The organism is Enterococcus sp. DIV0546 (genome assembly GCF_051712785.1).
GTDB lineage: Bacteria > Bacillota > Bacilli > Lactobacillales > Enterococcaceae > Enterococcus > Enterococcus faecalis.
This window is the reverse complement of sequence record NZ_JBIOPO010000001.1, coordinates 1046157-1071792: the sequence shown is the minus strand read 5'-3', so window position 1 is coordinate 1071792 and position 25636 is coordinate 1046157. Positions and strand designations below refer to the sequence as shown.

26 protein-coding genes are annotated in these 25636 nt (G+C 38.5%); 3 read left to right on the top strand and 23 right to left on the bottom strand.

The features are described 5' to 3' along the window. Positions 1-116: 116 nt before the first annotated feature. The 14 genes from IGJ24_RS05200 to IGJ24_RS05135 form a co-directional block, all read right to left on the bottom strand. A complete protein-coding gene (locus tag IGJ24_RS05200; protein ID WP_002357842.1) occupies positions 117-512 on the bottom strand; it encodes a phage holin family protein in 396 nt (131 codons plus the stop codon). Positions 513-535: 23 nt separating this feature from the next. Then, positions 536-2305 carry a hypothetical protein gene (locus IGJ24_RS05195; RefSeq protein ID WP_289865761.1) on the bottom strand — a complete coding sequence of 590 codons (1770 nt, stop codon included), beginning with the start codon at positions 2303-2305 and terminating at the stop codon, positions 536-538. Positions 2306-2337: 32 nt separating this feature from the next. After that, positions 2338-3795: a phage tail protein gene (locus IGJ24_RS05190; RefSeq protein ID WP_192411197.1), complete on the bottom strand. Its 1458-nt coding sequence runs from the start codon at positions 3793-3795 to the stop codon at positions 2338-2340. A gap of 12 nt (positions 3796-3807) precedes the next feature. Next, positions 3808-4734 carry a distal tail protein Dit gene (locus IGJ24_RS05185; RefSeq protein ID WP_289865760.1) on the bottom strand — a complete coding sequence of 309 codons (927 nt, stop codon included), beginning with the start codon at positions 4732-4734 and terminating at the stop codon, positions 3808-3810. Between the two features lies 1 nt (position 4735). Beyond that, on the bottom strand, positions 4736-7669 hold the full coding sequence (locus IGJ24_RS05180) for a phage tail protein (protein WP_010822746.1): 2934 nt from the start codon (positions 7667-7669) through the stop codon (positions 4736-4738). Then, on the bottom strand, positions 7659-8027 hold the full coding sequence (locus IGJ24_RS05175; protein WP_002361692.1) for a hypothetical protein: 369 nt from the start codon (positions 8025-8027) through the stop codon (positions 7659-7661). Before IGJ24_RS05175 ends, IGJ24_RS05180 begins: the two co-directional genes overlap by 11 nt. Positions 8028-8044: 17 nt before the next feature. Then, positions 8045-8404 carry a tail assembly chaperone gene (locus tag IGJ24_RS05170; RefSeq protein ID WP_002357848.1) on the bottom strand — a complete coding sequence of 120 codons (360 nt, stop codon included), beginning with the start codon at positions 8402-8404 and terminating at the stop codon, positions 8045-8047. A 32-nt stretch (positions 8405-8436) separates the two neighbouring features. Continuing rightward, positions 8437-8949 (bottom strand): phage major tail protein, TP901-1 family, encoded by a 513-nt coding sequence (locus IGJ24_RS05165; RefSeq protein ID WP_002369526.1) that lies wholly within the window; start codon positions 8947-8949, stop codon positions 8437-8439. Positions 8950-8961: 12 nt separating this feature from the next. Beyond that, positions 8962-9378, bottom strand: coding sequence for a hypothetical protein (locus IGJ24_RS05160; RefSeq protein ID WP_279260164.1), 417 nt, complete (start codon positions 9376-9378; stop codon positions 8962-8964). 221 nt (positions 9379-9599) lie between these two features. Further along, positions 9600-10007 (bottom strand): RinA family phage transcriptional activator, encoded by a 408-nt coding sequence (locus IGJ24_RS05155; RefSeq protein WP_002360491.1) that lies wholly within the window; start codon positions 10005-10007, stop codon positions 9600-9602. Positions 10008-10026: 19 nt separating this feature from the next. After that, positions 10027-10419: a hypothetical protein gene (locus IGJ24_RS05150; RefSeq protein ID WP_002360492.1), complete on the bottom strand. Its 393-nt coding sequence runs from the start codon at positions 10417-10419 to the stop codon at positions 10027-10029. Positions 10420-10485: 66 nt separating this feature from the next. Continuing rightward, positions 10486-11328, bottom strand: coding sequence for an ATP-binding protein (locus tag IGJ24_RS05145; protein WP_002379370.1), 843 nt, complete (start codon positions 11326-11328; stop codon positions 10486-10488). 18 nt (positions 11329-11346) lie between these two features. Further along, positions 11347-12102 (bottom strand): DnaD domain protein, encoded by a 756-nt coding sequence (locus IGJ24_RS05140; protein ID WP_438775416.1) that lies wholly within the window; start codon positions 12100-12102, stop codon positions 11347-11349. 45 nt (positions 12103-12147) lie between these two features. After that, the gene (locus tag IGJ24_RS05135; RefSeq protein WP_078127098.1) at positions 12148-12330 is read right to left on the bottom strand and encodes a hypothetical protein; all 183 of its coding nucleotides are present in this window, start codon (positions 12328-12330) and stop codon (positions 12148-12150) included. Between the two features lie 168 nt (positions 12331-12498). Between IGJ24_RS05135 and IGJ24_RS05130 the strand changes: the two genes are divergently transcribed. Both IGJ24_RS05130 and IGJ24_RS05125 read left to right on the top strand, forming a co-directional pair. Further along, on the top strand, positions 12499-12981 hold the full coding sequence (locus tag IGJ24_RS05130) for a helix-turn-helix domain-containing protein (RefSeq protein WP_002360496.1): 483 nt from the start codon (positions 12499-12501) through the stop codon (positions 12979-12981). A 34-nt stretch (positions 12982-13015) separates the two neighbouring features. Further along, entirely contained in the window at positions 13016-13501 is a 486-nt protein-coding gene (locus IGJ24_RS05125) for a toxin (protein ID WP_002382232.1), read from the top strand. A gap of 446 nt (positions 13502-13947) precedes the next feature. Here IGJ24_RS05125 and tnpA read toward each other — a convergent pair whose 3' ends face one another. The 9 genes from tnpA to IGJ24_RS05080 form a co-directional block, all read right to left on the bottom strand. Next, the gene (tnpA, locus tag IGJ24_RS05120; RefSeq protein WP_289865758.1) at positions 13948-14403 is read right to left on the bottom strand and encodes an IS200/IS605 family transposase; all 456 of its coding nucleotides are present in this window, start codon (positions 14401-14403) and stop codon (positions 13948-13950) included. 202 nt (positions 14404-14605) lie between these two features. Continuing rightward, complete coding sequence (gene rbfA / locus IGJ24_RS05115) at positions 14606-14956, bottom strand: 30S ribosome-binding factor RbfA (protein ID WP_002360497.1); 351 nt, start codon at positions 14954-14956, stop codon at positions 14606-14608. Positions 14957-14980: 24 nt separating this feature from the next. Beyond that, entirely contained in the window at positions 14981-17377 is a 2397-nt protein-coding gene (gene infB, locus IGJ24_RS05110) for a translation initiation factor IF-2 (protein WP_002357859.1), read from the bottom strand. Between the two features lie 12 nt (positions 17378-17389). Beyond that, on the bottom strand, positions 17390-17695 hold the full coding sequence (locus IGJ24_RS05105) for a YlxQ-related RNA-binding protein (RefSeq protein WP_002357860.1): 306 nt from the start codon (positions 17693-17695) through the stop codon (positions 17390-17392). After that, positions 17685-17984 (bottom strand): RNase P modulator RnpM, encoded by a 300-nt coding sequence (gene rnpM / locus IGJ24_RS05100; RefSeq protein ID WP_002363794.1) that lies wholly within the window; start codon positions 17982-17984, stop codon positions 17685-17687. The genes IGJ24_RS05105 and rnpM overlap by 11 nt, the downstream gene beginning before the upstream one ends. A 20-nt stretch (positions 17985-18004) precedes the next feature. Further along, complete coding sequence (gene nusA, locus IGJ24_RS05095; RefSeq protein ID WP_002357862.1) at positions 18005-19204, bottom strand: transcription termination factor NusA; 1200 nt, start codon at positions 19202-19204, stop codon at positions 18005-18007. Positions 19205-19347: 143 nt separating this feature from the next. Next, positions 19348-19821, bottom strand: a complete 474-nt coding sequence (rimP, locus tag IGJ24_RS05090) for a ribosome maturation factor RimP (RefSeq protein ID WP_002357863.1) — start codon at positions 19819-19821, stop codon at positions 19348-19350. Positions 19822-20026: 205 nt separating this feature from the next. Beyond that, positions 20027-21913 (bottom strand): Ig-like domain-containing protein, encoded by a 1887-nt coding sequence (locus IGJ24_RS05085; protein ID WP_104846105.1) that lies wholly within the window; start codon positions 21911-21913, stop codon positions 20027-20029. Between the two features lie 141 nt (positions 21914-22054). Next, positions 22055-24475, bottom strand: a complete 2421-nt coding sequence (locus tag IGJ24_RS05080) for a cation-translocating P-type ATPase (protein ID WP_002384650.1) — start codon at positions 24473-24475, stop codon at positions 22055-22057. Between the two features lie 218 nt (positions 24476-24693). Between IGJ24_RS05080 and rnhC the strand changes: the two genes are divergently transcribed. Next, a complete protein-coding gene (gene rnhC, locus IGJ24_RS05075; protein ID WP_202250923.1) occupies positions 24694-25611 on the top strand; it encodes a ribonuclease HIII in 918 nt (305 codons plus the stop codon). Positions 25612-25636: the final 25 nt, after the last annotated feature.

The window sequence follows — 25636 nt, the reverse complement described above, 5'->3', positions numbered from 1 at the left end:
AAGGAAAGTCAAAATAACTTCCCTTTCATGGCTTAAACCTGCAGATAAATGGCGGGACAGAAGTAATTTCTTCGGCAATCAGCCGAAAGTTCTACGTTTGTCCCGACCACTTCTACTTAATCATCTTTATTTTTTAACTGAATAAATAACTCTTTTAACTTTTTCGGCATAGGAATAAAGGTCGCAATATTTTCAAAAAAAGAAAGTCCTTCGTTCGCAATGTAAAAAATCAGAACCATTTCCCGAATTGGCAAATTGTTCCCCACAACTTTTTCAACACGAACCGCTACGGCAACCACAAATAACATCGTCACTTTTTTCGCAATTCCGAGCATACCAATCCGACTGGACAATTCTTTTGTGGCGATTGCCTTAATCCAACCTGTGATGAAATCGACAATAATTAAAAAGAGGAAGACATCCAACAATTGATCTAATCCGCCTAATAAACGTACGACAATCCCACCGAAAATGCTTAAAAGCATTGTTATTGTGTTGAGATAACGTTCCATAAAAAGTCTCCTAAACTAGCTTGTTATTTTGTCGGAAACGGATCGTCCGTGTACCAACTTCCTTGGAGGTAAACATTTCCGGCTCTGCTTGAGGCAAAAATTATCCCTTGATTTCCAATTTCATATAGTGCATTACAATTAGGATACGGAAAAACGTAAGGTGCAACTGAGAGCGGAATATTCCAGACACTAGCACTTATTTTTGAGGACATTTTGTACCCAGTTGGTATGTTAAATACTTTAGGCATGTGGTTATTCAATTTCGTTGGATCACTCAAATTACATCTTACAAATGCATCGACACGATTTCCCACCCTAATTAATACAAATTTCATATTATCCTTATTAAAGGCCGCCTGATATTTTGCCTCGACTTCACCGACTCCACTAGCTTCATAAATGGCCATTCTAGAAGATTCCAAAGGCACACCATTGACGGTTGGCATAGTTACAAAATTCTTCACCCCAGCAATCTCTTGATCACCTGTTTGTGTCACAGCTTGACCTTTAATCGCTTCCGCAACGTTTTTCGGGTGCATATATTTACTCGTTAAAGTTCCCGCGACTGCTTCGCTGTCTGATGCGAAGCCATAATTTTCTACATTGCCTAGCCCCACTTGTTCAGCGGTTACTTGGTGCGGATTATCCTGATTTTCCACATGGGTATTGAGTTGCTCTGCTTGAACAAAACCACTCTTCGCTAAAACCGCTTGGGCATCAACAGACAGACCAATATGAAGCCCCACGTAATCAACTTCTAAGCTAGCTGGCGTTACCCCATTCGATGAATCTGTATAGCTCATTAAATAAATGAAACCTTCATCTGTGATAAAATTCTGATCATTGATTTGAATTGAAAAATCGCTGAACTCTTTTGCTGATTCTTGGATTTGAGTTACCCAATTATCCGTAGTTGGTAAATACGCAGCGATTTTAATCGTTTGATTATTGGGCGCAGCGGCTTTCACGCGTTGATTAATCGTAAAAAATTGAACGTTCTGGCGAATAAATGCCACCGCCTCGTCAGTTGTGAATGTTTCAAACATTTGTGGAATTAATTTTTTTGCGGCTTCAACGAGATTGAAGGCCGCTAATTGTTGTGGAATCACACCACTTTGGGTGGAACCTGTTTTCACACCCTCATCATCACGGCTGGCCATTTTATTGTAGTCCGCTTGGGAAACTTCCTCCCAAACGTCTGTTGGCTTCTTAAGAATTTTAGCCGTAAAATCAGTGGAATAACTGTTTGCATTGGTGGCTGTATTGCCGGCCGTTTTACCGTTAAAGTCTAACTTCAATTTGACAGTGGTTGGCTTAGCCAATAAAGAAATACCATCTGCTTTTGTCATACGGTCATTCAAATCAATTTGAAGACGATTCGCTAAGGTAGCTTGTTTGATGCCTTGTGTATCTGTGCGTGCTTGGACAATTTCTGGATTACTATCACCTGCTTCTGCTACTAATTGATCGAAATCATTTCGCAAAGTATCAAATTCTTGTTTATTATTATTTGCCGTTGAAACTGCATTTCCTGCCATCGTGATGGCTGTTTTGGCATTGTTCATCGCTTGGTTGGCTGTTTCATTTGCTTGATTGCCTGCATCGGTGGCAATTTGTACGGCTTCTTTGCCAGCTTCATCTGCGATGTTTTTCGCTTCAGAAATTCCATTCGTTAACTGGACTTGGTAAGCATCAACTTTCTCAGCTGATGCATTCGACTGATCCAAGATTGCATTGATTTTAAGGCGACCTTGATTCAGGGTATCTAATTCTTCAATATGTTCTACTGACATTTCGTCACACTCCTCTAGTTTTCATTATTTTATTAAAACTGGCCACCCAATTGGGATTGAATATACACACGACAGATGACCGAAGCATCCAACCATAGTGGCTGATGAGAGAAAAATTGAAGCGTGTGATTGCCGCGTTCGATTTTTCCATCTGTTGTTTTTCGTAAATAACTCAAAATATTTAGCCGTTGTTGTTGCAATGATAGTTGGGGTAATTTTTTGCCATCCACTACCAAATCAATATTCGTTACAGAATGCGAAGGTCCTTTAGCAGTTGCCTTGAACGTTAATTCTGCGGTGTTTACATAAAGAATGTCCTCGTCAAAGTATAAATTCAGCTCCACTGGCTGTGTCTTGCTAAGTTCTCCTTGTATTGAACGATTTAAAAGTGTCGTCGCCCCTTGTGCGTAAGTTTCGCTAATCTCTTGTTTCCGACTGAAAGCTGTCATGGTACTATGAATTGTTTCTTGCAGATTTCCCAACTCTAGCTGAATGTCTTGGGGGGCACCAAAGACATCTTTTTTACTTTCTTTTTTGATACGAAGGTTGACACTCCCAAACTCATTCGTATTAATCATGATAACCGTGCCCAACCGCAAACGATCGATTGCTAAAGGTTGATCTGTTAATTTAATTAAATCAGCTGCAGTCACTACCCAAGAAACTTGTGGCTTGGTCCATTCTTCTAACATTCGCAAAGCATTTTCCTTTAATGCCTTGGGATCAGAAAAACGCTGTTCCACCCAAATTGACTCCAATAAACCATAACGGTCAATTGCGGCCTTGTTCTCTAAATACGGAACCCCTTGATTGACCGAGCGAATATTGACTTTGTTAACACCTTCGCCTGAACCTAATGGATAAATCCGATTGATTAGCATCTTGGGATTACGTTCTATTTCAAATCCTTGCATGTTGTAACCTTCTTGAATTCGCGCAACTGGTTCTGTTGGCGGTTTGACTAATGAAAGTTCAAAAGGATAGACCTCTGTATTCCATTGCCAAAGATATTCCTCTTCGAAATCGGCTGGGATGTTAAATAAAGGCTCGACTAGCCCGTTTTCATTCTCCCATTTATAGGTTAATTTCCTTGAAAAATCACATTTTTTCAGGACCCAATGCTTTGTTTTTTGTTTATTCAATAGAAATTGAATGGCCTCTTTCGTTGTTTTGTTTTTAATTTCGTGACAACCAAAAAGGACAGTATCGCCTAAGGTACATAGTGCTTCTGTGGCAGAGTAGTGAATTTGATTATTGTTCGCATCTTTCTTAATTGTGGTTGGCATCACGCGATATAAACCAATATATTCATTCTCATTGTCGGTTAGTTCCACCCATTGCATTTCTGCAATAAATTCATTTTTAGGATCATCTAGCGGCATGGTAAAATCTAAACTGCCAATTTTGTTCTCTATTTTTTCATAACTGACTTGATAGGCATTGTCCAAAATTGCCGTATATGTTCTTTTCAAATCCAACGCCATTAACATTTAATCACCCTCCTACACAAATCGGTTAGGATAGCGAATCGTCAAGCGGAAGTCGCTATCTTTGGCTTGAATATACAGCGGTTCATTGGGATATAGATAAAAATCGTTCATTGGTCGAATCATCGGTGCACCATTTTTTGTCAGATAAAAATTTTCAGTATCGATAATAATTTCCGAACGATCAAAGTCTCCTAAGTTAATTGTATCGTTCCGTGTTTTAATCCAAACACCACGTCCGGTTCCTGTTAAAATAATGGTCGGTTTGACTTTTAATCCTTCGACCGTAGGATAAATTTCAATTGGCCGAACTTCTTTGCCTAAATCCCCCATCGTGTAGGTCCGATTTTGAAAGGTAATCATGGTTGATCCCCAATAAGCCCCGCCTTCAATTAAAATTGGAAAATCAACTGCACCTGAGCCTGTATTCCCCATTAAGTAATTTGCTTGAAATGTAATGGTTGGCGAACCCCACATCACACTAGTCGCATCACTCCGTGTGTATTTATACGGATCAGAAAACAATAAAGTAAAGGTGCCTGTTACTTGGTTAACACCTTCGGGTACATCACTCACTGAAGACTTACTGCCAAACCACAGCATTTCCGGTTCATCGTTAAACCAAATAGAAACGTCTTTTTCCGTAAACAAAGCAACATTTAAACGATTAAATGCATCTCGAAACGCTTCATTATTCACAGCTGAAAGCCGATATTTGACTGTTAATTCTCGTTCTGGAATCCGCGCATAAACGTGACGTTTGCCATCACGAATCCCTAATTGATAGCTTTCAATTTCGCTTGGAACTAATTCTCGTCCTGAAACTGATAATGTTTGATAACCAGGGATGACTTTTTCTAAAAATTGGCCGTTAAAATTCAACGCTTCTGAAGGAAGAGGCGTTGAATGAGTTGCTTGATTGGTATCAACAAATTTATACATGTTATCCTCTCCTTCCTAAGCGGTTATTTTGTTTCACTTGTTGTCGTTGTAACTCCGTTGCTAAATAAGGCGCCGTAGTAGCTGCGACAACTTTTCCATCTAACGTTGACTCTACTGTCACAAATAATGGTCGATTGTATGCATCATTTTCTAAACGATGGTCAATCGTTGCCGTGAAGTTTCCTCGACCAGCTAAGTCCAAGGCAAAATCATTTAACAGCGGTAAGTCTAAAATAGAAGCCATTGCTCTACTAACGGCTGTTTCGCCTGCATAAATCCCCGTGGCAATCGTGCCACCGAAATTCAATTTATGCAAATCAGATAAGGGACCTTCTTTTGCTGGTGAAAATGGTAAAAAGTTACGAATTTTACTGACGACCCCATCGATTGCTTCTTTGGCTTTTCCAATTGCGCCTGTAATTCCATCAGCAATCATGCCGACAATATTCGCACCGGCATCGGTGAATTTTGAAAACCAACCTTGGATTGCTTGCCAAGCACCTTCAATTACAGAACCAATGGCATTTTTTACCTGATCGGCTGCATTGGTAACCCCATTTTTGATATTTTCAACTAACTGTCCGCCCGAAGCTAACAGTTGACCAAAATAAGAACCAATCTTCGTGATCATTTGTGAGATTAATGTTCCTGCTGCGGACAGCAAGGCACCCAATAGACTGAGTACACCATTAATTAAGGCTTGAATCAGTTGAATCCCAGCACTTAACAACTGTGGCAACGCATTGATTAACGCACCCATTAAAGCGGTAATTAGCGTAATTGCTGCAGTAACCAGTTGCGGTAAAATTGAAATAATCCCTTGGATCAAAGCCATTAGCAATTTGACGCCTGCGCTGATGATTTGTGGCAAGGCACCAATTAAGGCATTTACCAATGTCAAAATTAAGGTAATAGCTGCCGCAACTAAGGTTGGTAAAATCGAAATAATTCCTTGAATTAACGCCATTAACAATTTGACACCTGCGCTGATAATCTGTGGTAAGGCACCTATCAACGCTGTCACTAACGCTAGAATAATCGTCAGCGCTGATTGAATTAACTGAGGTAAAATCGTCATAATCCCAGTGATTAATGCCATCAAAATTTGTAAACCAGCAGTCAAAATCAACGGTAACATAGTAACAAATGCATTGACTAAGGCCGTGATAATTGAAACACCTGCTGTAACTAGCATTGGTAACGCTGTGACAAAAGCTGTCACTAATGTAGTGATGATATTAATCGCTGCAGTTGTAATTGTTGGCAAGGCGGTGACAATCGCATTAACTAAAGTCATTAATAAGCTCAAACCAACTTCTATCAACATTGGTAAGACTGTTGTAATCCCCTGAATCAACGTAGTAATAATTTGTGTTGCCGCTTCAATTAAGACTGGCAAATTGGCAACAATCGCACCAACAATTAACGTAATTAAACTAGATAACGCGGTTACGATGCTTGGAATAGCTTCTGTTATTTTCCCGAGAATACTGGTTAAGACGGTTGTAAAAAGTTGTATAACTTTCGGTAGATTAGCCGCAAGCATTGTTGTAACAGATGTAATCGTGTTACCTAGATTATCAAAGACTTGGGTAATACCACCCGCACTCAAATCACCGGTTTTCATCCAGGCCGTCACGAATGAAACAATCAAGGAAATAATTAGACCAAACGGCCCAGAAATTCCTAATGCAGCCAGTGCAACTTTTGTCAGAACTTTTACCAAAAGACCAACCGCTAAACCAGCTTTGTCAAAGGTGCCACCAAATTGCCCTAATAAGTTACTACCTAATTGCAAACCGCTGGCAAAAACGCCTGCTAGCACACGACCAATTGTTGAAAAAATAGTCGCCATTTTCTCTAACCCTACTGCAAAAAATTGTTTAAAAACTGCCATTACTTGCTGAAAGGCCGGCTGGATCTGTTGTAGCAATCCTACCAATTTGCCAAACGCCGCTGAAACAGCTCCTTGAATGGCACTAGCTAAGCTATTGATACTATTTCTAAATGTTTCATTGGTTTTATAGAAATAAATAAACGCTGCTACCGCTGCTAAAACGGCTGCTACAATTAAAATTAATGGTCCTCCACCTAAGGCACTAAAACTAGCACTTAGTTTTGATAAGCCACCACCTAACTTCCCAATGTTTCCTTGTACAAGAGCCAAGCCCGCACTAAACTGTTGAAATTTTTGCTGAGCCATCGTTACCATAATCAACATGGGCCCAATGGCGGCTAAAATGCCCATAATGGCAACAATAAAAACTTGGACGGGTTTTGGTAATTTGATAAATAAATTCACCAAAGCTGTAATGCCTTTGACGACTGTGATAACCACTTGAACCAAAATTTCCATTCCTGGAGCCATCACGCTTTGAATCACTTGTGCTGCCGCTTCAAATGATTGATTCATCTGAGTCAATGCCCCTTGCAACTCGCCTTGCAATGAATCAGAAATCCCTCCTGCACTGGCCATAATCAGTCCTTGCATTCCTTGAAATTCGCCACTGACCCCAGCACCGACGCCCATAGCTGTTTTTAAAACGTTCAGCATAGGTAAGGAAACGGCACTAGTCATGGCCGTCCCAAAGCTCAGCATATTATTTTGTGCATTAGTAAAGCCATCAGAGGTTTCTTTCCCCGCTTTTTTAGCTGCTTCACCGGCTTGTTCAGCAGAATCTGTTAACGCTGTGTTCATTTGATCTGCTGCCTTTGCTGTTTCGTCTCCTGTTTTTTTCACTGTTTCTCCAGATTGTTGCATGACGGTTTTAAATGTGTTCATGACCGTGGCTGACTGATTGACACCCGCACTAATTTTCCCTAAATATCCACTTAATAAGGCATACTCACCGCTCATACTTTTTAATGCTTGTTGGACGCCTGCAAGGCTTTTCTTTGCCTCCGATAACGGCGTTTTTTCTTTGTCATTCTCCATCTACTCTCCTCCCTTCTCGATAGCGGCGTAGACGCTCTGCCACAGTGGCAAGTTGCGTTTTTTTCCGCTCATTTAATTTTGTTCGTTGTGGCTGGTTAGCTGCCAGAACTTCAGCAACTCGTTTTTCATAATCATAAAAACTTTTAAAGCTTTCAAAAACGGGTTTTCCTTTTTTGTTTGTCGCTTGCGCTTTAACATTTAAGTAGGCAAGCTCGTGCCTTTTCCGCTCTTCATCTACTTCTGCTAAATTAAAAGCAATCATTCGTAATTCAAATTCAGACATGGTCATCCGATCCACTTCTTCAAATGAACGACAGCCTAAGTAGCGAAAAGCAGAAAGAGCGATGTCGTGATACACGTCATCGCTCGTTTTAATTAGTTGGTCGCTTGCGCTTCTGCTTTCTTCGCTTCTTTGCTGAACTGATCGATCATTGGTTTTGTAAGAGGTTGCTTTCCCATTTCTTTAAGCAAATCATCTGAAAGTTTTTTGACATCTTGGGTCATTAACCATGCTTCAATTTCCGACTTGCCTATTTTTAATTGCCCACTTTGTAAAGCTTCCATGATGTCAACTAAGATTACTGGATTGTATTGGCGTAAATAAATCATTGCTGAACTGATGCCCATACCGAATTTGGCAGCGCCATTTTCAATTTGGTAACGTTTATCTAATTCGCGAATCGCGCCAATCGTAAATTTCACTTCAATTGTTTTTCCGTTAATCTCTAAATTCATTTTTTATCCTCCTAAAATTCAACACTTTTTGATTATTCGCCAGGTTGTGGTGCTTTCTCTGGAACGGTATCTTGGAACGCATATTGTGCTTCTGCAATAATATCTGCTTCTACTGTTGCAAAACCATCTTGTGGTTTGCCATTAATAGAGGCTTCTGTTTCAATTTCTACTAATTCTTCTACATTGGCTGGTAAACTCCATGAATTTACATAACCTTGGGCATAAATTGCTGGATATTTACCTTCCGCATTTTTTTCACCTTTTAAATCAACATCCCAAAATTCCATTAAGATGCCATCTTCAACTGCGTCTTTCATGTATAAATTTTCATCATCTCGAGAGGCTAAACCGCTTAACGATAACGTAACTTCTAAACCAGAAACAGCATTCGCAACGCCATCTTTTGTTTGCGTACCGCTCGATTCACGTGAGAATTCCCATTCATGTTCAATTTGAAATAAGGGTTTCATTGCTTTCTTTGTCGCTGCTTCATCCAAGCGACGAACTAATAAAATACGGTCTTTTCCTTGCATAACTTCTCCCATTGATAATTCCTCCTAGTAAAATTGCATGTGTAATGGTAGTACAGCATGCCAAATTGTTTTTTTCATTTGTTTGGTATCTTTTACCATTTGTGCTTTGACTTCTTGATGTTTGATACCCCAATTAAAATGAGCCGTTCGTTTTAAGTTACTGGTTGCCTGCCGTAAAATCGTTCCTTTAATTGTAGAAATTTGTTGTCGTTCAGATAACGCACCATAAACATGCATTATTAATTCAATTTCACCCAAAATAGCTGATTTAGTTGGCTTAGATAATTCTTTACTATCACCTAAGTAAACAAATGGCTGATCTGGTAAATCTGTCGGCAGTTCCTCTAGCAACAAAAATCCTGACGTCTGGCAGATTGCAACAAGGGCTTCATATAACTCTTGTTCCGCTTCATTCATTTTTAGCGCCACCTTTCCATTCAAAAAATTCAGGATTGGTTAACAAATTGGCTCTCTTCTAGTCAAAATGAAGGATCTTGAAAGTAGCCGGCATTTTCTGCTCCTTCATAGCTGACACAAGAAAGCAGTCAAAATCATAGAATTCCGTGTCTTCATTTTTTTGGTTGCCTCACGTTTATCTATCTCTTTCGACACTATTAATTTACCATGTTGACACCTGAAAAAATTCCACGCTTTTTCCATGTTTACATGCCTAGTTCATCCGCCACCGCTTCAAAGAAATGATTTCTTAATTTATAGGCTTGGCTTTTACTAATAAATAATTGCTGGGCAAGTCCAATTAATGTTAAAGAGGGCCGTTTTTTCATATATAGTTCTTCAATAATCACGCGCGTTTGTTCATCCGCTTCAGCTAAACAATTTTTGATAATGTCTCGATTTCTCTCTAAGTTCCACAGACGACGATCCATAGCTATCGTAATCGCCATTCGTTCGGTCACTACAGAGTGAAGTCCTTGTCCTCTAATACCAGCATTTAAATCTGCTTCTTGATAAGGGTGCCGTAATTCTTCTTCCCGTTGACGGATATACTCATCTGTTTTATAAAAGTCTGCTAAAATATCTTTGATATAATTAAATGTTGACGTACGCATTGGTTAATCTCCTTTACTTTTATTCATTTAAAAGTGTTAATCTATAAATAAAATAACACTCTTTCGACATGTCTAAGCCGTGACGAATCGCTTCATCTGAATAACCGAGCCAGATTAAATAGAGATACTCGCTTTTTGTAAACGATGCGGCCTTGATGGATTGGATGGGTCTTGATTGATCCATCGACCAATTACCGATTGCTTGTCCTAATTCTTGAATTTCCTGCATAATAAGTTTATTTTTTTGACTTGCCCAATCGGGATATTGATTCATTAGTTGTAAGAGTCGTTTTCTTTTTTGTGCTTTTTCGCTTTGTTGCTTTGAAATATCTTTAAATACAACGCTTTTCATTTCAAATAAATCTTTTTTACGTTTTGTTAAATTACTCATGTTTACGGCCTTCTCTTTCACCAATTAGATAACCTAACATTAGTGTCATTGTCCAAAAGATAAACCCAATAATAATTGTTAACATATTTATTTCACACTCCTCATTCGTTTGTCTGTTGTGTCTTTATATTGGAAAACATAGCCACTGGCGTGCTTCATTAGACGAGAAATAATGCGTGTTCCATAGGCCTCCACCAGTTGTTTTCCAGAAAAATTAGTAGTAAAAATAGTTGCTTTATTCTGTCTAGCTTCTAAAATTCGGTTTAAGATGTCATTGTTAAAATCCGTACTAACTTTATTTTTAATTCCTAATTCAGCACCTAAATCATCTAAGACCAAAACGTCTGCTTTTTTCATTCTAGTAATATACGCTTGAGCCTTTGCTTGGCTTTTGGCCGATTCATTCATGGACATTTTTAGTTTTTCTAATAACTCAGAGTAGCTGACAAATAAACAATACTTTTGATATGCAGAGCGTTCTAAGACTTCAACTAAAATACTGATAGCCAAATGACTTTTACCGACACCAGGTTTCCCTGAAAAAATAACGTGGATTGGCTTTCCTTCAACAATCGCTGAAACTGCTGCTAAGGCCCGTTCTTTTGCTTGTCTTGTTTCTAATTCAGTGGTTTGGTAATTGGTTAAACGACATTGCCGTAGCGCATCATCAGCAATTAAGGACCCTTGATGAAAAAATTTTTGTGTACGTGCCATAAAACTCTCTTGAGAACGTTGTTGATTGGCTTGTTGTTCATGTTTTTTTAGCATTTTATACCCACACGACCAACAAGTTGGGGCACAACGTTCTGTGCCATCTTTATTTTTTTGTTGCCAAACATATTGTTCACTGCCACATTCAGGACAACGGTCTTCAACTTTTTCTAACAATTGACTCAATAGTATTTGAAAAGTTTGATCTGTCGCATGCATACTGATTTCCTCCTTTCTTTAAAAACCTAACTCTTGATATTCTTCTGTCATTTGCAGCGCATGCTCCAACACTTGTTTTTTATCATTTACCAGAACTTCATGTACGGATAAATAATTTTGTTGCTCCCAACTTTTCAAAATAGCATTTACATAGCCGTAATTCCGTTTATTTCGATCGACGGCAATTCCTAAAGCATGCAAGATTAATTGGCATGCTTCCTCTTGGCTAGCCCCTTTTTGTATAAAATCTTGCAACCAATACTTAAAATCTTGGCTTGTTTTTGAGGCCAGTGTACCAAAGCCGTTTTCCTCATAAAAATGATAAATCATCTTTAAACAATCGTTTTCTGAACTACTACCTTGACTCTGACCTAAATTAGACTGGCCTATGCTTTCCTGTGGTAACCGTTGGTAGTCAGCTGGTTGACCACCGACAGACGATTCTGCTTTAAACGTATAAGCTTTGCTATTTTTTTCAACAATCTGATTTTTCTCTTCTTGATACAAGGTTGGTTTGTAACGATCACTGCGAATATAATTATGAATTTTCCAATGTTTGATAACGATCACACCACTTTCAAATACTAGAATAAATTTTTTAACCATTAGCAATTTTAGATCGTCTTCCCCACAACCAACCATTCGCTGCAATTTTTTGGGATTATTGATAAATCCATCATCATCGGTACGCATCGCTAAATGAAAATACAGAGCCTGACTTGATAAGGGCATATCTAAAAATGCATCACTATCAATAATCGTTTTTGCAAACATGCGTCGTTCTGCCAATCCTCTTCTCTCCTTTTGACTAAATTATTGTTACTCTGTTAGTAATTCCATGAGGCCAATCATACCAATCACGATGGCCCCAATTTTTATTGAGACACTGCTTATTAATAAAATAATTGCTAAAAGTAACATATCCGACAACGTTTTTTTATAGTTCTGACTCATTTCTTCACCCTTTCTACAAAAATACGGTTTTCCGAACAAAGTGTTCAAAAAAATAGTTCAGTTAACCGAACATTTGAATGGCTCTATCTTAGCATCAAATATTTTCACTGTCAACTCATAAGTTCGGTTTTATGAACCTCTAATTTTAATTGCGATTGTTACTTGCCTTCTCTAAACAGATATAGTATACTTTGAGGCAATAGGAGGTTCGGAAATATGAACATTTTTGCTGTCCGTTTAAAAGAGGCTTTAACAGCCAAGAACATCAAACCTAGTGATTTAGCGAAAAAAACTGGCATCGGTAAATCTTCGATCAGCGATTGGCTAGCTGGTCGTTACGAAGCAAAACAAGACAAAGTTTATCGCATTGCAGATGCATTAGACATTAATGAGGCCTGGTTGATGGGACAAGAGGTTCCCATGGAAAAAAATGCCTCAACTATCGACCGCATTTATAAAAAATTAGAACCCCAACGACAAGCCATCGTTTATCAATTTGCCGAACAACAATTACACGAACAACAAACGCAAGCAGAAATTCTCTCATTCCCTCGCCGTGACGAAATGACACTGGCTGCCCACGCTGGGGATCCAGAAAAGATATTTTCAAAAGAAGAAATCGAGAAAATTCACGATTACTTGGATGAAATTGATGCCAAATATCAACAATCGATTTCTTCTGACAAAAAAGAGGATTAACTTCCCATCTACTCTTTTTATTAAGTAATGGCAGGTGAATGGTAAAGTGAATGATTATGAAAAACTCGTCAGTTCCATTCAAAAGGATGTGACGGTTTTAGAAATTGATTTATACAATCAAACAGGTTGTTATGGGTTGTATCGAAATGGCAAAATTTATATTGAAAAAACATTGAGTACCCGTCAAAAGAAGAATATTTTAGCCGAGGAATACGGGCATTATCAAACATCCGTTGGCACTATTTTAAATCAAAATTGTACAGAAAATCGGAAGCAAGAGTTGAAAGCCCGCAATGTGGCCTTAGAGCAATTAGTTACATTAGACGATTTAATTCGTTGCTCTGAAGCTGGCTTAAGTAACCATTATTCTTGTGCTGAATTTTTGGAAATCGATGTTGAAACATTAAAAAATGTGATTACGTACTATCGACAAAAGTATGGCGCCACTTATCTTTATAAAGGACGAATTTTTGAATTTAGGGATTATTCTGTGATGGTATTAAATACCGGGTTAACTTAAAAAGCATGGAACAAAATCCTTATTGATTTTGTTCCATGCTTAAAAGTATTCTGGAAAATTCAAGAGCGGTTTTTGTACCAATGGTTAATATGTCCGACGCCAAGCATAAGATTTGGGACAAGTATGAGGACGAATATAAATGACGGCCAAAATCCGATGAACTGAATAATATGTTACCGCATACTATGTAGTACAAATAAGAAAAGAAAAAAGTACAGGGAACTCTTGCCTGAACCCATTTCTTTTAAATAACGATCTCCATTTTTATAGAAAGCAACAATTCTTTTCATCTTTGCACCTCCATGACTATTTTATCAAGAAGTAAATATCCACCCGCATAGCGGGTGGCTATTTAATAGCCCTAGAAGGGCTCGCTACCTGCTGCTCCCTTTAAGGGAGCTTTTTTAGAGACCGCCAACCGCTACCTTTCTATTCTTATCTAGCTGTTACTTCCTAAATGGATCTTTATACTCTCTTTTGTTTATACTATCCCTTACTCGATCTTCTGCTTCTTGTTCTCGTATACACTTTGCTATCGTTTTTTGGTTCAGTCCTACAGTGTTCACATAATAACCTTTTGACCAAAAGGATCGATTTCCATAATTGTATTTTAAATTCGCATGACGTTCATGAATGATTACTGCACTTCTTCCTTTTAAGAAACCCATAAAACCTGATACACTCAACTTCGGTGGAATTCTTACCAACATATGGATATGGTCGGGCATTGCATGCGCTTCAATGATTTCGACTTCTTTCATCTCACACAATTTTCTTAGTATTTTCCCTATATCTCGCTTCAATTGACCATAGATTACTTTTCTTCTATATTTTGGTGTAAACACAAGATGATACTTACAATTCCAACGAGTATGTGCTAAACTTTTATCGTCGTTCGACATTCAAAAACTCCTTTCGATTTGATAACGGTTGGTAGCCTTTATCTATTATATCGAAAGGAGTTTTTATCGCTAAAGTTCTGACCTCCACGCGCAGTACGCGTGGTTTTTTTGTCGAAATCTCTTTAGAGATTTCAACTGACTAAAGTCATTAATCATGAAAAGAAAAAGCACACCATTCGTCTGGTGTGCTTTTTCTTTTTAATTATTCACCTTGATTCAACTTACGAATCAACTCATCAATGTGATTTCCGTATTGGACAGATTCGTCTCTTTCAAAAATCAACTCTGGTGTTTTATACAAGGTTAACCGTTGTCCTAATTCTTTACGAATCAGTCCTTTGGCTTTGTCTAATCCTTGTTGAGCTTTTTGTTGTTCGGAAGCTAAATCAGATAACAAGCTGTAATAAATCGTTGCTTGTTGTAAATCACCGGTCACACGAACATCTGTAATAGTGATGCCTTGGACGCGTGGATCTCTGATGCGTTTGTTCAAGATATCATTCACTTCACGCATGATTTCTTGACCTACACGACGGTCACGATAATTTGCCATAGTGTCTTCCTCCAATTACTAAAATTATTGTTTGATTTCTTCCATAATGAAGCCTTCAATCGCATCATCTACACGTAAATCATTGAAGTTTTCAATCATAGCGCCACATTCAAAACCAAGTTTGACTTCTTTCACGTCATCTTTAAAGCGTTTCAAGCTTGCTAATTTACCTTCATAAATAACAATACCATCACGAATGACACGCACGCCACTATCGCGGCGAATAAAGCCTTCTGTAACATAACAGCCAGCGATTGTGCCAACTTTAGATACTTTGTACAATTCACGAACCGTCATTTGACCCGTAATTTTTTCTTCAAATTCTGGATCTAATAACCCTTTCATCGCTGTTTCGATTTCTTCTAGGGCTTTATAGATAATACGGTGTAAACGAATATCAACTTCTTCTTGTTCTGCTTGTTGTTTCGCTTGTGGTGTTGGGCGAACGTTAAAGCCGATAATAATCGCATTACTTGCTGCGGCTAAAGTTACGTCGCTTTCATTGATGGCCCCAACTGCCGCGTGAACAATTTTCACACGAACACCTTCTACATCAATTTTTTGTAAACTTGCTGAAACAGCTTCGGCAGATCCTTGTACGTCTGCTTTGACAATAATATTAACTTCTTTTAATTCGCCTTCTTTTAGACTTTCAAATAAGTTATCCAATGTCACACGGCTACTTGCTGAACGTTGTTCAAGTAACGCACGTTTAGCTCGTTCTTCCCCTGCTTGACGTGCTGTTTTTTCATCTTCAAAGACTACAAAACGATCACCCGCTTGAGGAACATCATTTAATCCGGTAATTTCCACAGGAGTTGCTGGTCCTGCTTCTTTATCACGGCGGCCCATGTCATTGGTCATCACACGAACACGTCCGTAAGTATTACCAACAACGATTGGATCACCAACATGTAAAGTTCCTTGTTGAACGAGTAATGTCGCAACCGGACCTTTACCTTTATCTAAGCGCGCTTCAATCACTGTTCCAATTGCTTTTTGCGTTGGATCAGCTTTTAAGTCTTCTACTTCAGCAATCAGTAAAATATTTTCCAATAGTTCATCAATGTTTTGATTGAATTTCGCTGAAATATTGACGAAAATCGTATCTCCGCCCCATTCTTCAGGAATTAATTCATGTTCACTTAATTCTTGTTTCACATGATCAGGGTTCGCACCAGGCTTATCAATTTTGTTAACTGCTACAATAATCGGCACTTTTGCCGCTTTGGCATGGTTAATCGCCTCGATTGTTTGTGGCATTACTCCATCGTCCGCTGCAACAACTAAGATGGTAATATCAGTGATGCTGGCACCACGCGCGCGCATACTTGTAAAGGCCGCATGTCCTGGTGTATCTAAGAACGTAATTGGTTTGCCATCAATATCTAACTGATAGGCCCCAATATGCTGCGTGATTCCGCCCGCTTCACCTGAAGTCACACGAGAATGGCGCAATGTATCTAATAATGTTGTTTTCCCGTGGTCTACGTGTCCCATGATTGTGACAACAGGGGGACGTGTAGTTAAGTTTTCTTCAACAACTGCTTCTGGTTCGAAGAATTTATCAATGTCCGCAATATCAACTTGGACTTTTTCTTGCGGTTCCATGCCATAGTCCACAGCTAATAATTCAATTGTATCTTTATCTAGGGCTTGGTTTTGGTTAACCATGACACCCATCATAAATAATTTTTTGATGATTTCCGCTGGTTCGCGGTGGATTTTTTTCGCAATATCCGCCACGTTCATACCTTCTGTATATTCTAAAACATCTGGTAATTCACGGAATTTACGTGCTGGTACTGCTGGCTTCGCTGATTCTTGTTGATGTTTGCCTTTTTTCCCTTTTTTATTGAAACGATTGCGGTTTTGGTTATTAAAGTTATTCCGGTTATTACGATTTTGACCGCCACCAAAATTGTTGTTGCGGTTTTGGCCGCCACGGTTTTGGTTGTTCCCGCCATTGTTATTTTGGCTGGTCCGATTTTGATTCGTTGTAGAACCGTTATTGTTTTGGGTATTGCGGTTTTGATTGTTTGTATTTGTTTGATTGCTACGGTTTTGTGTGTTGCTTTGGCCGTGACGATTTTGGTTGTTGTTGTTTCTTTGTTGTCCATTCGTTGATTGATTGTTTGGACGATTTTGGTTATTTCTTTGTTCACCAGGTTTATTGTTCATTGGTTTCTTATTGGCTGGTTTATTTTGTGTTGTTTGTTGCTTTTGGTTGTTTGTTGCTTTTGATTGAGTATTTACGGTACTTCCTCCTCCGAATGCTTGACGAAGCTTTGTTTCTTGCTCGGAACTAATTGCGCCCATATGGTTTTTAACATCCATACCTAATTGATGCGCTTTATCGACAACGTCTTTGCTTGCTTTATTCATTTCTTTTGCTAGTTCATAAATTCTTTTTTTTCCCATGCAATCACCTTCCTAACCTTTTAGTAATTCCTTGATTTTGGTGGCAAATCCTGCATCAGTTACTCCGATAACCATTCGTGGTCGCCCAATCGCTTGGCTGAGCTCGAATTGACTGAACAGTTCGCTAACAGGAACATTATAATAAGAACTTTTGTCCTTGATTTTCTTTCTAGTATTCTCACTGGCATCTTGCGCAACAAACACAAATTTCGCTTTGTTTGCACGAATATCTTTAAGGGTTAATTCCTCGCCTGTGACTAATTTACCGGCGCGCATTGCTAAACCTAAAAGGTTCAAAATTTTGGTTTTATTTTCCATCGCCAAACAACTCTTTGCGGGCTTTTTGATGTGTTACATAATCCAATAGTTCTTGATAAAATTCATCACTTAATTTTGTTTCTAAGACACGATCAAGAATTTTTTTATCCCAAGCTTTTTGGACTTCCGCAGGATCCAAATCAACGTAAGCGCCACGTCCAGGCAATTTACCAGTTGGATCTAAGGCCACTTCGCCTTCTTTGGAGCGAGTAATTCTGACTAATTCTTTTTTCGGTTTCATTTCGCCTGAAACAACCGATTTACGCATTGGAATTTTTCTCTTTTTCATTTTTTCACCCTCCAAAAACGTTATTCTTGTTCAGGTAATTCTTCTGTAATTTCTGCTTCAACAACTGCTTCTTCAGCAGCCAAGTTTTCGTAATCATCTGCCGTCATATCTGAATGGATAATTGCTTCATCCATTTCTTCTGCTACTTCAGCAACTTCTTGATTGGCTTGTTGTTCATAAAATTCAGCCATATCAGATTCTGATTTGATATCAATTTTATGGCCCGTTAATTTAGCAGCTAAGCGCGCATTTTGACCACGTTTACCAATTGCTAATGACAATTGATAATCAGGTACAACGACTGTACATGCTTTGCTATTTTCTGGATCAAAAATAACATCTAATACTTGAGCTGGATTCAAGGCATTACTAATATAAATAGCTGGATCTTCGTTCCATTCCACAATATCCATATTTTCGCCTTTTAATTCATTCACAATCGCTTGGACACGTTGGCCTTTTGGACCAACACAGGTACCCACTGGATCAATATTAGGATCTGTTGAACGAACGGCTACTTTTGAACGATCGCCAGCTTCACGAGCGACGCTTACGATTTCAACAATTCCATCATAAACTTCTGGAATTTCTTGTTCAAAAAGACGTTTTAGTAAATCTGGATGACTACGGCTTACAAAAACTTGTGGGCCTTTTGATGTGTTTTCAACACGTGATACGTAAACTTTAATCCGATCATGCGGTTGGTAAAATTCATTTGGCATTTGATCTTGTTTTGATAAGACTGCTTCGATTTTACCTAAGTTTACATAGATATAACGACGATCTTGACGTTCAACAATTCCTTGCATGATGTCATTTTCGTATTCGCTAAATTCATTATAAATAATTGTTCTTTCTGCTTCACGGACACGTTGTAAAATTACTTGCTTTGCTGTTTGGGCAGCAATGCGGCCAAAGTCTTTTGGTGTAACTTCAAAACGAATTTTGTCGCCGATTTCATATGCCCCATTTAATGCAACGGCATCTTTTAATGAAACTTCCAATTGTGAATCAAATACTTCTTCTGTTACTTCTTTGACAGCATACACGTGAATATTGCCTTTTTTTGGTTCAAATTCAACTTCGACGTTGCTTGCTTGTCCATAATGTCTTTTATATGCAGAAACTAAAGCTGCTTGTAACGCTTCAATCACCGTATCTTTAGGAATCCCTTTTTCAGCTTCTAATACGTCTAATGCATTTAACATTTCTTTGCTCATTGTTTTTCTTTTCCTCCTATGGATTCGTTAAAGCTGAACGAGTGGTTCTTCTTCCAAGGGAAAAACTTCTCGTTAAAACTTGTCACAGGCCCGGCTAAAAGTAAAACTTTTAGTGGACCCTTTTTTACATTCGAGTCTGTTGATTAAAATTGAATGGCTAAACGAGCTTTTGCGATATTTTTACGTTCAAAAGTCATTTCCTTCACTCTGGTTTTAATTTTTACACTTAATGTTAATTGTTCTGAATCAAGATGGACTAAGGTACCCTCAATCTGTTTTTCTCCATCAACTGCTTGATAAAGAGAAATATGAATGTACTTACCTACCGCTTGTTCATAATCGCTTTCTTTCTTTAACGGACGTTCTGCTCCCGGAGAAGAAACTTCCAGAAAGTACGCTTGCGGAATTGGATCTGGATCCATTGCATCTAGTTTTTCACTTAATTTTTCGCTGACAAAGGCACATTCCTCAATATCAATGCCACCTTCTTTATCGATAAATACTCGTAAAAACCAATTTTTTCCTTCCTTAACAAACTCTACTTCCACAAGTTCAAAATTTTGTTCTTCTAAGATTGGTGTGACTAACTTTGTTACAGTTTCCACAGCACTACTCAAAATTTTCGCCTCCTTCGAGATTGATGTAACGAACCGTGTCCTGATGACTTTTCCATCAAAAAGAGTGAGCAGAAATCCGCTCACTCCCAACTAGTATCATTACGCTAAAGATAGTATAGCACAGAACCATTCCAAACTCAAATGAACAAGCTAAATCTCTCGAAATTTGCACATTTTGTCTCGATTACTGAAACTATCTAAGCGATTATTTTTTCGTTTTAAAATAGATAAATAATCCTTGAATCAAAAGAAGGCTACCTAAGAAAAGAAACGCGTTTTCTTTTGTTTCTCCTGTTTTTGGCAATTCCTTATTACGAATCGCCTGTTTTTCAATGGTTATTGAAGTAGTTTCTGTGGTTGAATTCGTGGTAGTATCTGTTGTCCCACTCGTTGGTGGCGTGGTACTTTCTATAGGTTTTTCTGGCGTATAGTGATTAGTAAATACTTGACCTCCATCATACTGAATAGTCGCCACGAGATTTCCTAAAAGCGCCTCGACGGTTACTTGAACTTGAAGGTTGTGCGTATCGTAGGAAACACCTGCCTGTCGCGTGTTTACTTCCCGAATGGTGTATTGATAGTTTCCGGGAGTTTCAAAGGTTAATGGTGAAAATTGAATTTTCCCTAAAGTATCGTTACTAACCGTTTCTAGTACTGTGCCTTTCTCATCTAACAATTCAAATTGAAATTCAGCATCCTTCAGTGGTTTTCCTAAAAGAACTTTTCCAGCTAAAAATGAAGCAGCGACTGGTTGATATGAAATCTTATGATTCACAACAGTTTTCAGTGCAACTAAGTTTTTACCAAAGTCTTCAGGTGTTATTGGAATCTTGTTTTGCGAAAGTTGGTAACCGGTAGGTGCTTTGGTTTCTACTAAAGTATAGTTATCTTTTAACAAGCCTTTAACAATCGCTGTTCCGTTTTGATCTGTTGTGATTTTAGCCACTGTTTGATTGGTTGAGTTTCGAATGAGTTCAAATTCTGCACCTGCTAAACGCTGGCCCGCTTCATCTTCTTTATGAATTTCGACAACATATTGTTCACCATTGGCTTCTCCACCACCCGTTTGTGAGACACGACTCACTTCGACTTCTTCCACCACCGTTTGATTTTCTGTTAATTTTGCATAATTTGTGAAGGTTTCACCTTTTTCGGGAAGATGATCGATTTTGGTTTTATAGGTGATACGATATTCGTTAGTCCCAATATTGCCAAAATGCACCGAAAAATTGCGGTCACCAGGACCATACTGGACAGCCAACTGACCAGTTATATCTTCCTCTGGCGTGAACTGCCAAATAGCATTTCCATCCAGTGTCCATTGTCCTCGTTCAATTTTCATAGTGTCTTTGATATAACTTAAACTTGCTGTTTTTAGCACATCTTCCACTTCTAAATCAGTATACGTTTGCCCTGTTGGATTAATCCGTAGTACATTGTAAATTTCGGTTGGATCGTCTTCGATAAACCATGAATACTTGCTAAATTTTTCGTTAACATCATCGCCTTCACCTTGGTAATCAAGATCGCCAGCAAATATTTTTTCCCCTTCAACAGTGACGTAAATAGGAATCTTGGATTCATTTTCCACATTTTCGAAATCAATCAAACTTGTAAAATATAAAGACCCACTAATATTGGCATGGTTTTCTACGTAATCTGTATACGTTAACGTGACCGTTTTATTTGCTACATCGGTCTGTGCGATTGCAACCACAGCACCTGTATCATCTACTACATTAAAGGTCATATTTTTCTCGAGACGTAGCTCTTCGGGCAAAGTAATCACACTCGTATCCCCACTATTAACGGTATTATCCGGTAAGTTGAACTCAATTCGGAGGTAGATGTCGGTATATTGATTAATGGTCCCAAGTGGGTTTCCCTCTTTGTCCGTTAGTTGAATCGCTGTCACAATGTTGCCCACTTGTTTACGCGGTACTACGTTTGGCGTAGCAGAAATTTGATTGGTTTCACTGGTACTAGTTGGTTCCGTTTGCGCATATCCTGTTTCAAGTTTCAGAAAAGGCGTTATCAGCGTCGACAAAAGAATGAAAAACATTCCCCAATAGACAAAACTTCTTTTTTTCATTTTTATTCAATCCTTCCTATCTAAAATAATTGGTTAGGTTTATACTATCAAGGATTAACTAGGTACAAGTGTTTTTATTTTTCCCAACAATAAAAAACAAAAAACACCGAACCAAAATAATTTTGGCTCGGTGTTTTGCTCCTAATGTCTTTTCTTATAAAACCATAATTGAACTTTTTCAGAAATAGTTGATAAATGTTGGAAAGTTGAGTCTGCTGCAAAGAAAAGAATGGCTAAAAGTAACAAGGCTGTTGGCGATACCGAAGTTAACGAGAACAAGTTTTTCATGGAAATACTTGTAATAACCATTCCGATTAAACAGCCAATCATTACGCGCTTGCGGTAACGATTCATTGGTGAACTAATTTTATAAAGAACCATAAAGCCGACTGAAACTAGCAACAATGTTGCAGTCGTTGAAATGTCCGTTTTTTGAAGTGCAAGAATATCACCACAAATTAGTAAGGCACCGACTACTAACATATCCGTTAACCCACCAGGAATTGCTTTTGATAACACATTGAAAAGAAATTTCCCTTCAATGCGACGATGATTTGGTTCCAAAGCTAGAAATGTCGAAGGAATCCCAATTGTAAATAAACTAATCAATGTGACTTGTGTCGGTTGTAAAGGATATGTCACGGCAAAAATCATAGCAAAGACAGACATTAGCAAGGAGAAAATATTTTTTACAAGGAATAAACTTGAAGAGCGTTCAATGTTATTAACTACTTGGCGGCCTTCAAAGACAACCTCCGGCATCGTTGAAAAATCAGAATCTAACAACACAACTTGCGAGGCTTGTGCTGTAGCTTGATTTCCTGAAGCCATGGCAATACTACAATCTGCTTCTTTCATGGCTAAAATATCATTGACTCCATCCCCTGTCATCGCCACTGTATGATCTAATTTTTTCAACAATAGTACAAATTGTTTCTTTTGTTCTGGCGTGACACGACCAAAAACGGTGTATTTTTCTAAAGCTTCTGTCTGGGCTTCCATTGTAGTTAATGTTCGCGCGTCCACATAATTTTCAGCACCAATAATGCCTGCCGCTTGTGCTACATTGGATACTGTTAAAGGATTATCACCAGAAATGACCTTAATAGCCACATTTTGTTCAGCGAAATATTCAAAAGTTGCTTTGGCTTCTTTACGAATCGGATTCCAAAGAAGAATGTAGCCTAGAGGTTGAACCTCTGCTGCCAACGTTTCCTGAAATTCTCCTAAATACTTTCCGAACACCAATAAGCGATAGCCTTGACTTGTATAATGTTCCACTTCAGATTGATACATTTCATAATTGTCTCTCAAAATCATCTCTGGCGCCCCAAGAATATACGTCGCTTCTGGGAAAGTCACGCTACTAAATTTTTCGACAGACGAAAACGAGGTGTAGCTAACGGCTTCCCTCTGATTATTAGTAACAAAAAATTCTTTCATCGCTTTCATCGTATCGTTGTCAGCTGACATTGTTCGGCAAAAATCGCCAATTAATTTTTCGACATTGGTTAAGTCTGTACCATCATTTTCGATACTCACCACAGGAACCAACTCTTGGACTTCCATCGTGTTTTCAGTAATTGTTCCTGTTTTATCTACACATAACACATCAACACGTGCTAAGGATTCGATACTTTTCATGTTGTGCAATAAAACGCCGCGCTTCGCTAAGCGCATTGTGCTGGCAGCTAATGCAACGGTTGTTAAAAGGTACAACCCTTCTGGAATCATCCCAATCAAGGCAGCTTCCATGGAGACAATGCTGTCATGAAGCCCTTGATGGTTGATGAAATAACTTTGGAAAAATAGAACACAGCCGATCGGGATAATAATAATCCCTACCCATTTCACCAAACGGTTAATGGAACCAACCATCTCTGATTGTTCCCCTTTTTTAATTGACTTCGCTTCAAGCGTTAATTGATGAACATAGGCCTCAGCGCCAATTTTATCAATTCTTGCATAACAAGAACCTGACACAATAAAGCTACCTGACAAAAGTTGGCTATCTGCTACTTTGGTAATCTCATCAGATTCCCCAGTTAACAAGGATTCATTCACACGGACTTCACCAGATAAGACAATTGCATCCCCAGAAATCTGTTCACCCGATTTAAAGAGCACCACATCATCCAAAACCAGTTCATCTGGCGAAATTTCTTGTTCTTGGCCATCCCTTACAACGGTTACTTTTGTAGCGTTTAGAATATTTAAGCTATCTAATACTTTCTTCGACTTAATTTCTTGGTAAATTCCAATGACCGTATTAATGATTACTACTGGCAAAAAGGTCATATTTTTATAAGATTGTACCAGCATTAATAACACACCTAGTACCACAAAAATTAAGTTGAAATACGTAAATACGTTATTAATAACAATCTGTTTCGTTGTGATAAACTCTGTATCGACGGCGGCATTGACTAAGCCTTTTCGCTGTCTTTCTTCAACTTGTGCGGCCGTCAAGCCTTGTTTATCTTCTGGATAATAGCGTTCCGCGTTAGCAGTCACTGCTATTGGTTCATTTTCTTGCATTTCTTTTTTTCTTCTCAAACACATCACCCCTTGTTCTAGTCGACTCTTTCATCGTCTCCTTCTCTCCCACAGTATAGCACTGAATAAAAATTTAGATAACAACTAGCGCCCAACTATAGAAAAAAATTATACATTTCCTAAACATTATCATTTTCAGGAACAAGCTAACGCAAAACCTTTTCATTTACTTGTTTTTCCTTTACTATAGTAAAGAAGAAATATCAAGAAATGAGGAACAATTGATGGCACAGAATCACGTAATTAAAGTTAGTAAAAAAACATTAGCAGAGATGACCACTGTTTATCAACCCAATCGTTTAAATAAAACGGTCCCTTATACTGTCTTTGTGGCCAAGGTTGGTACCACTACCATCACTGCTTATCAATCAGGTAAAGTCATGTTTCAGGGACCTCAAGCTGAAAAAGAGGCCGCTCGTTGGGAAGGAACGAATACCACACCAAAGAAAAAAATTTCTCCCCAGACTACTACACTGCCTGCTGATTTTGGCAACTGGTCTGTGATAGGTTCCGATGAAGTCGGTAATGGTAGCTATTTTGGTCCAGTAACTGTCTGTGCTGCCTATGTTGACAAAAGCATGATTAGCAAACTAAAAGCATTGGGTGTTCGTGATTCCAAAGAATTAACCGACCCACAAATTATTCAATTGTCACATGTCATTAAAGAACTGATTCCTTACAAGTTATTAATCGTTGAACCAAAAAAATACAATGAGATCCAACCAAACTACAATGCTGTACACATGAAAGTCGCTTTGCATAACCAAGCGATTTATCTGTTGCTACAAGAATTGGCTCCCACAAAGCCAGAAGGGATTTTAATTGACCAGTTCACCCCTGAAAATAATTATCGGAAATATGTTCGTAATGAAAAAAATCAAGTCACTGAAAAATTGTTCTTCGTCACTAAAGGAGAGCAGTATCATGTTGCCGTTGCTGCCGCCTCTATTATTAGCCGCGCTGCTTTTTTAGAAGAGTTAGACAAAGAATCTGCAGAATTGGGTTTCTCTGTGCCCTCTGGTGCTGGCAGCAAATCAGACCAAGTAGCCGCCCGTATTTTGAAAAAAGGCGGCCTAGACTTATTAGCAAACTACGCGAAGCTGCATTTTGCAAACACTCAAAAAGCCCAAAAGTTACTATAAAATAAACACCAAGCAAAAGTCCCAA

Excerpts from the sequence above, each read along its gene's own strand:
- IGJ24_RS05085 (WP_104846105.1), bottom strand. The coding sequence starts at position 21,913 with ATGAAAAAAAGAAGTTTTGTCTATTGGGGAATGTTTTTCATTCTTTTG.
- IGJ24_RS05145 (WP_002379370.1), bottom strand. The coding sequence starts at position 11,328 with ATGCATGCGACAGATCAAACTTTTCAAATACTATTGAGTCAATTGTTA.
- infB (WP_002357859.1), bottom strand. The coding sequence starts at position 17,377 with ATGGGAAAAAAAAGAATTTATGAACTAGCAAAAGAAATGAATAAAGCA.
- tnpA (WP_289865758.1), bottom strand. The coding sequence starts at position 14,403 with ATGTCGAACGACGATAAAAGTTTAGCACATACTCGTTGGAATTGTAAG.
- rnpM (WP_002363794.1), bottom strand. The coding sequence starts at position 17,984 with ATGAAAAAGAGAAAAATTCCAATGCGTAAATCGGTTGTTTCAGGCGAA.
- rbfA (WP_002360497.1), bottom strand. The coding sequence starts at position 14,956 with ATGGCAAATTATCGTGACCGTCGTGTAGGTCAAGAAATCATGCGTGAA.
- IGJ24_RS05190 (WP_192411197.1), bottom strand. The coding sequence starts at position 3,795 with ATGTTAATGGCGTTGGATTTGAAAAGAACATATACGGCAATTTTGGAC.
- IGJ24_RS05130 (WP_002360496.1), top strand. The coding sequence starts at position 12,499 with ATGAACATTTTTGCTGTCCGTTTAAAAGAGGCTTTAACAGCCAAGAAC.
- rnhC (WP_202250923.1), top strand. The coding sequence starts at position 24,694 with ATGGCACAGAATCACGTAATTAAAGTTAGTAAAAAAACATTAGCAGAG.
- IGJ24_RS05140 (WP_438775416.1), bottom strand. The coding sequence starts at position 12,102 with ATGTTTGCAAAAACGATTATTGATAGTGATGCATTTTTAGATATGCCC.
- IGJ24_RS05170 (WP_002357848.1), bottom strand. The coding sequence starts at position 8,404 with ATGAATTTAGAGATTAACGGAAAAACAATTGAAGTGAAATTTACGATT.
- IGJ24_RS05195 (WP_289865761.1), bottom strand. The coding sequence starts at position 2,305 with ATGTCAGTAGAACATATTGAAGAATTAGATACCCTGAATCAAGGTCGC.
- IGJ24_RS05185 (WP_289865760.1), bottom strand. The coding sequence starts at position 4,734 with ATGTATAAATTTGTTGATACCAATCAAGCAACTCATTCAACGCCTCTT.
- IGJ24_RS05180 (WP_010822746.1), bottom strand. The coding sequence starts at position 7,669 with ATGGAGAATGACAAAGAAAAAACGCCGTTATCGGAGGCAAAGAAAAGC.
- IGJ24_RS05080 (WP_002384650.1), bottom strand. The coding sequence starts at position 24,475 with ATGTGTTTGAGAAGAAAAAAAGAAATGCAAGAAAATGAACCAATAGCA.
- IGJ24_RS05200 (WP_002357842.1), bottom strand. The coding sequence starts at position 512 with ATGGAACGTTATCTCAACACAATAACAATGCTTTTAAGCATTTTCGGT.
- nusA (WP_002357862.1), bottom strand. The coding sequence starts at position 19,204 with ATGAGCAAAGAAATGTTAAATGCATTAGACGTATTAGAAGCTGAAAAA.
- IGJ24_RS05155 (WP_002360491.1), bottom strand. The coding sequence starts at position 10,007 with ATGCGTACGTCAACATTTAATTATATCAAAGATATTTTAGCAGACTTT.
- IGJ24_RS05165 (WP_002369526.1), bottom strand. The coding sequence starts at position 8,949 with ATGGGAGAAGTTATGCAAGGAAAAGACCGTATTTTATTAGTTCGTCGC.
- IGJ24_RS05105 (WP_002357860.1), bottom strand. The coding sequence starts at position 17,695 with ATGGAAAATAAAACCAAAATTTTGAACCTTTTAGGTTTAGCAATGCGC.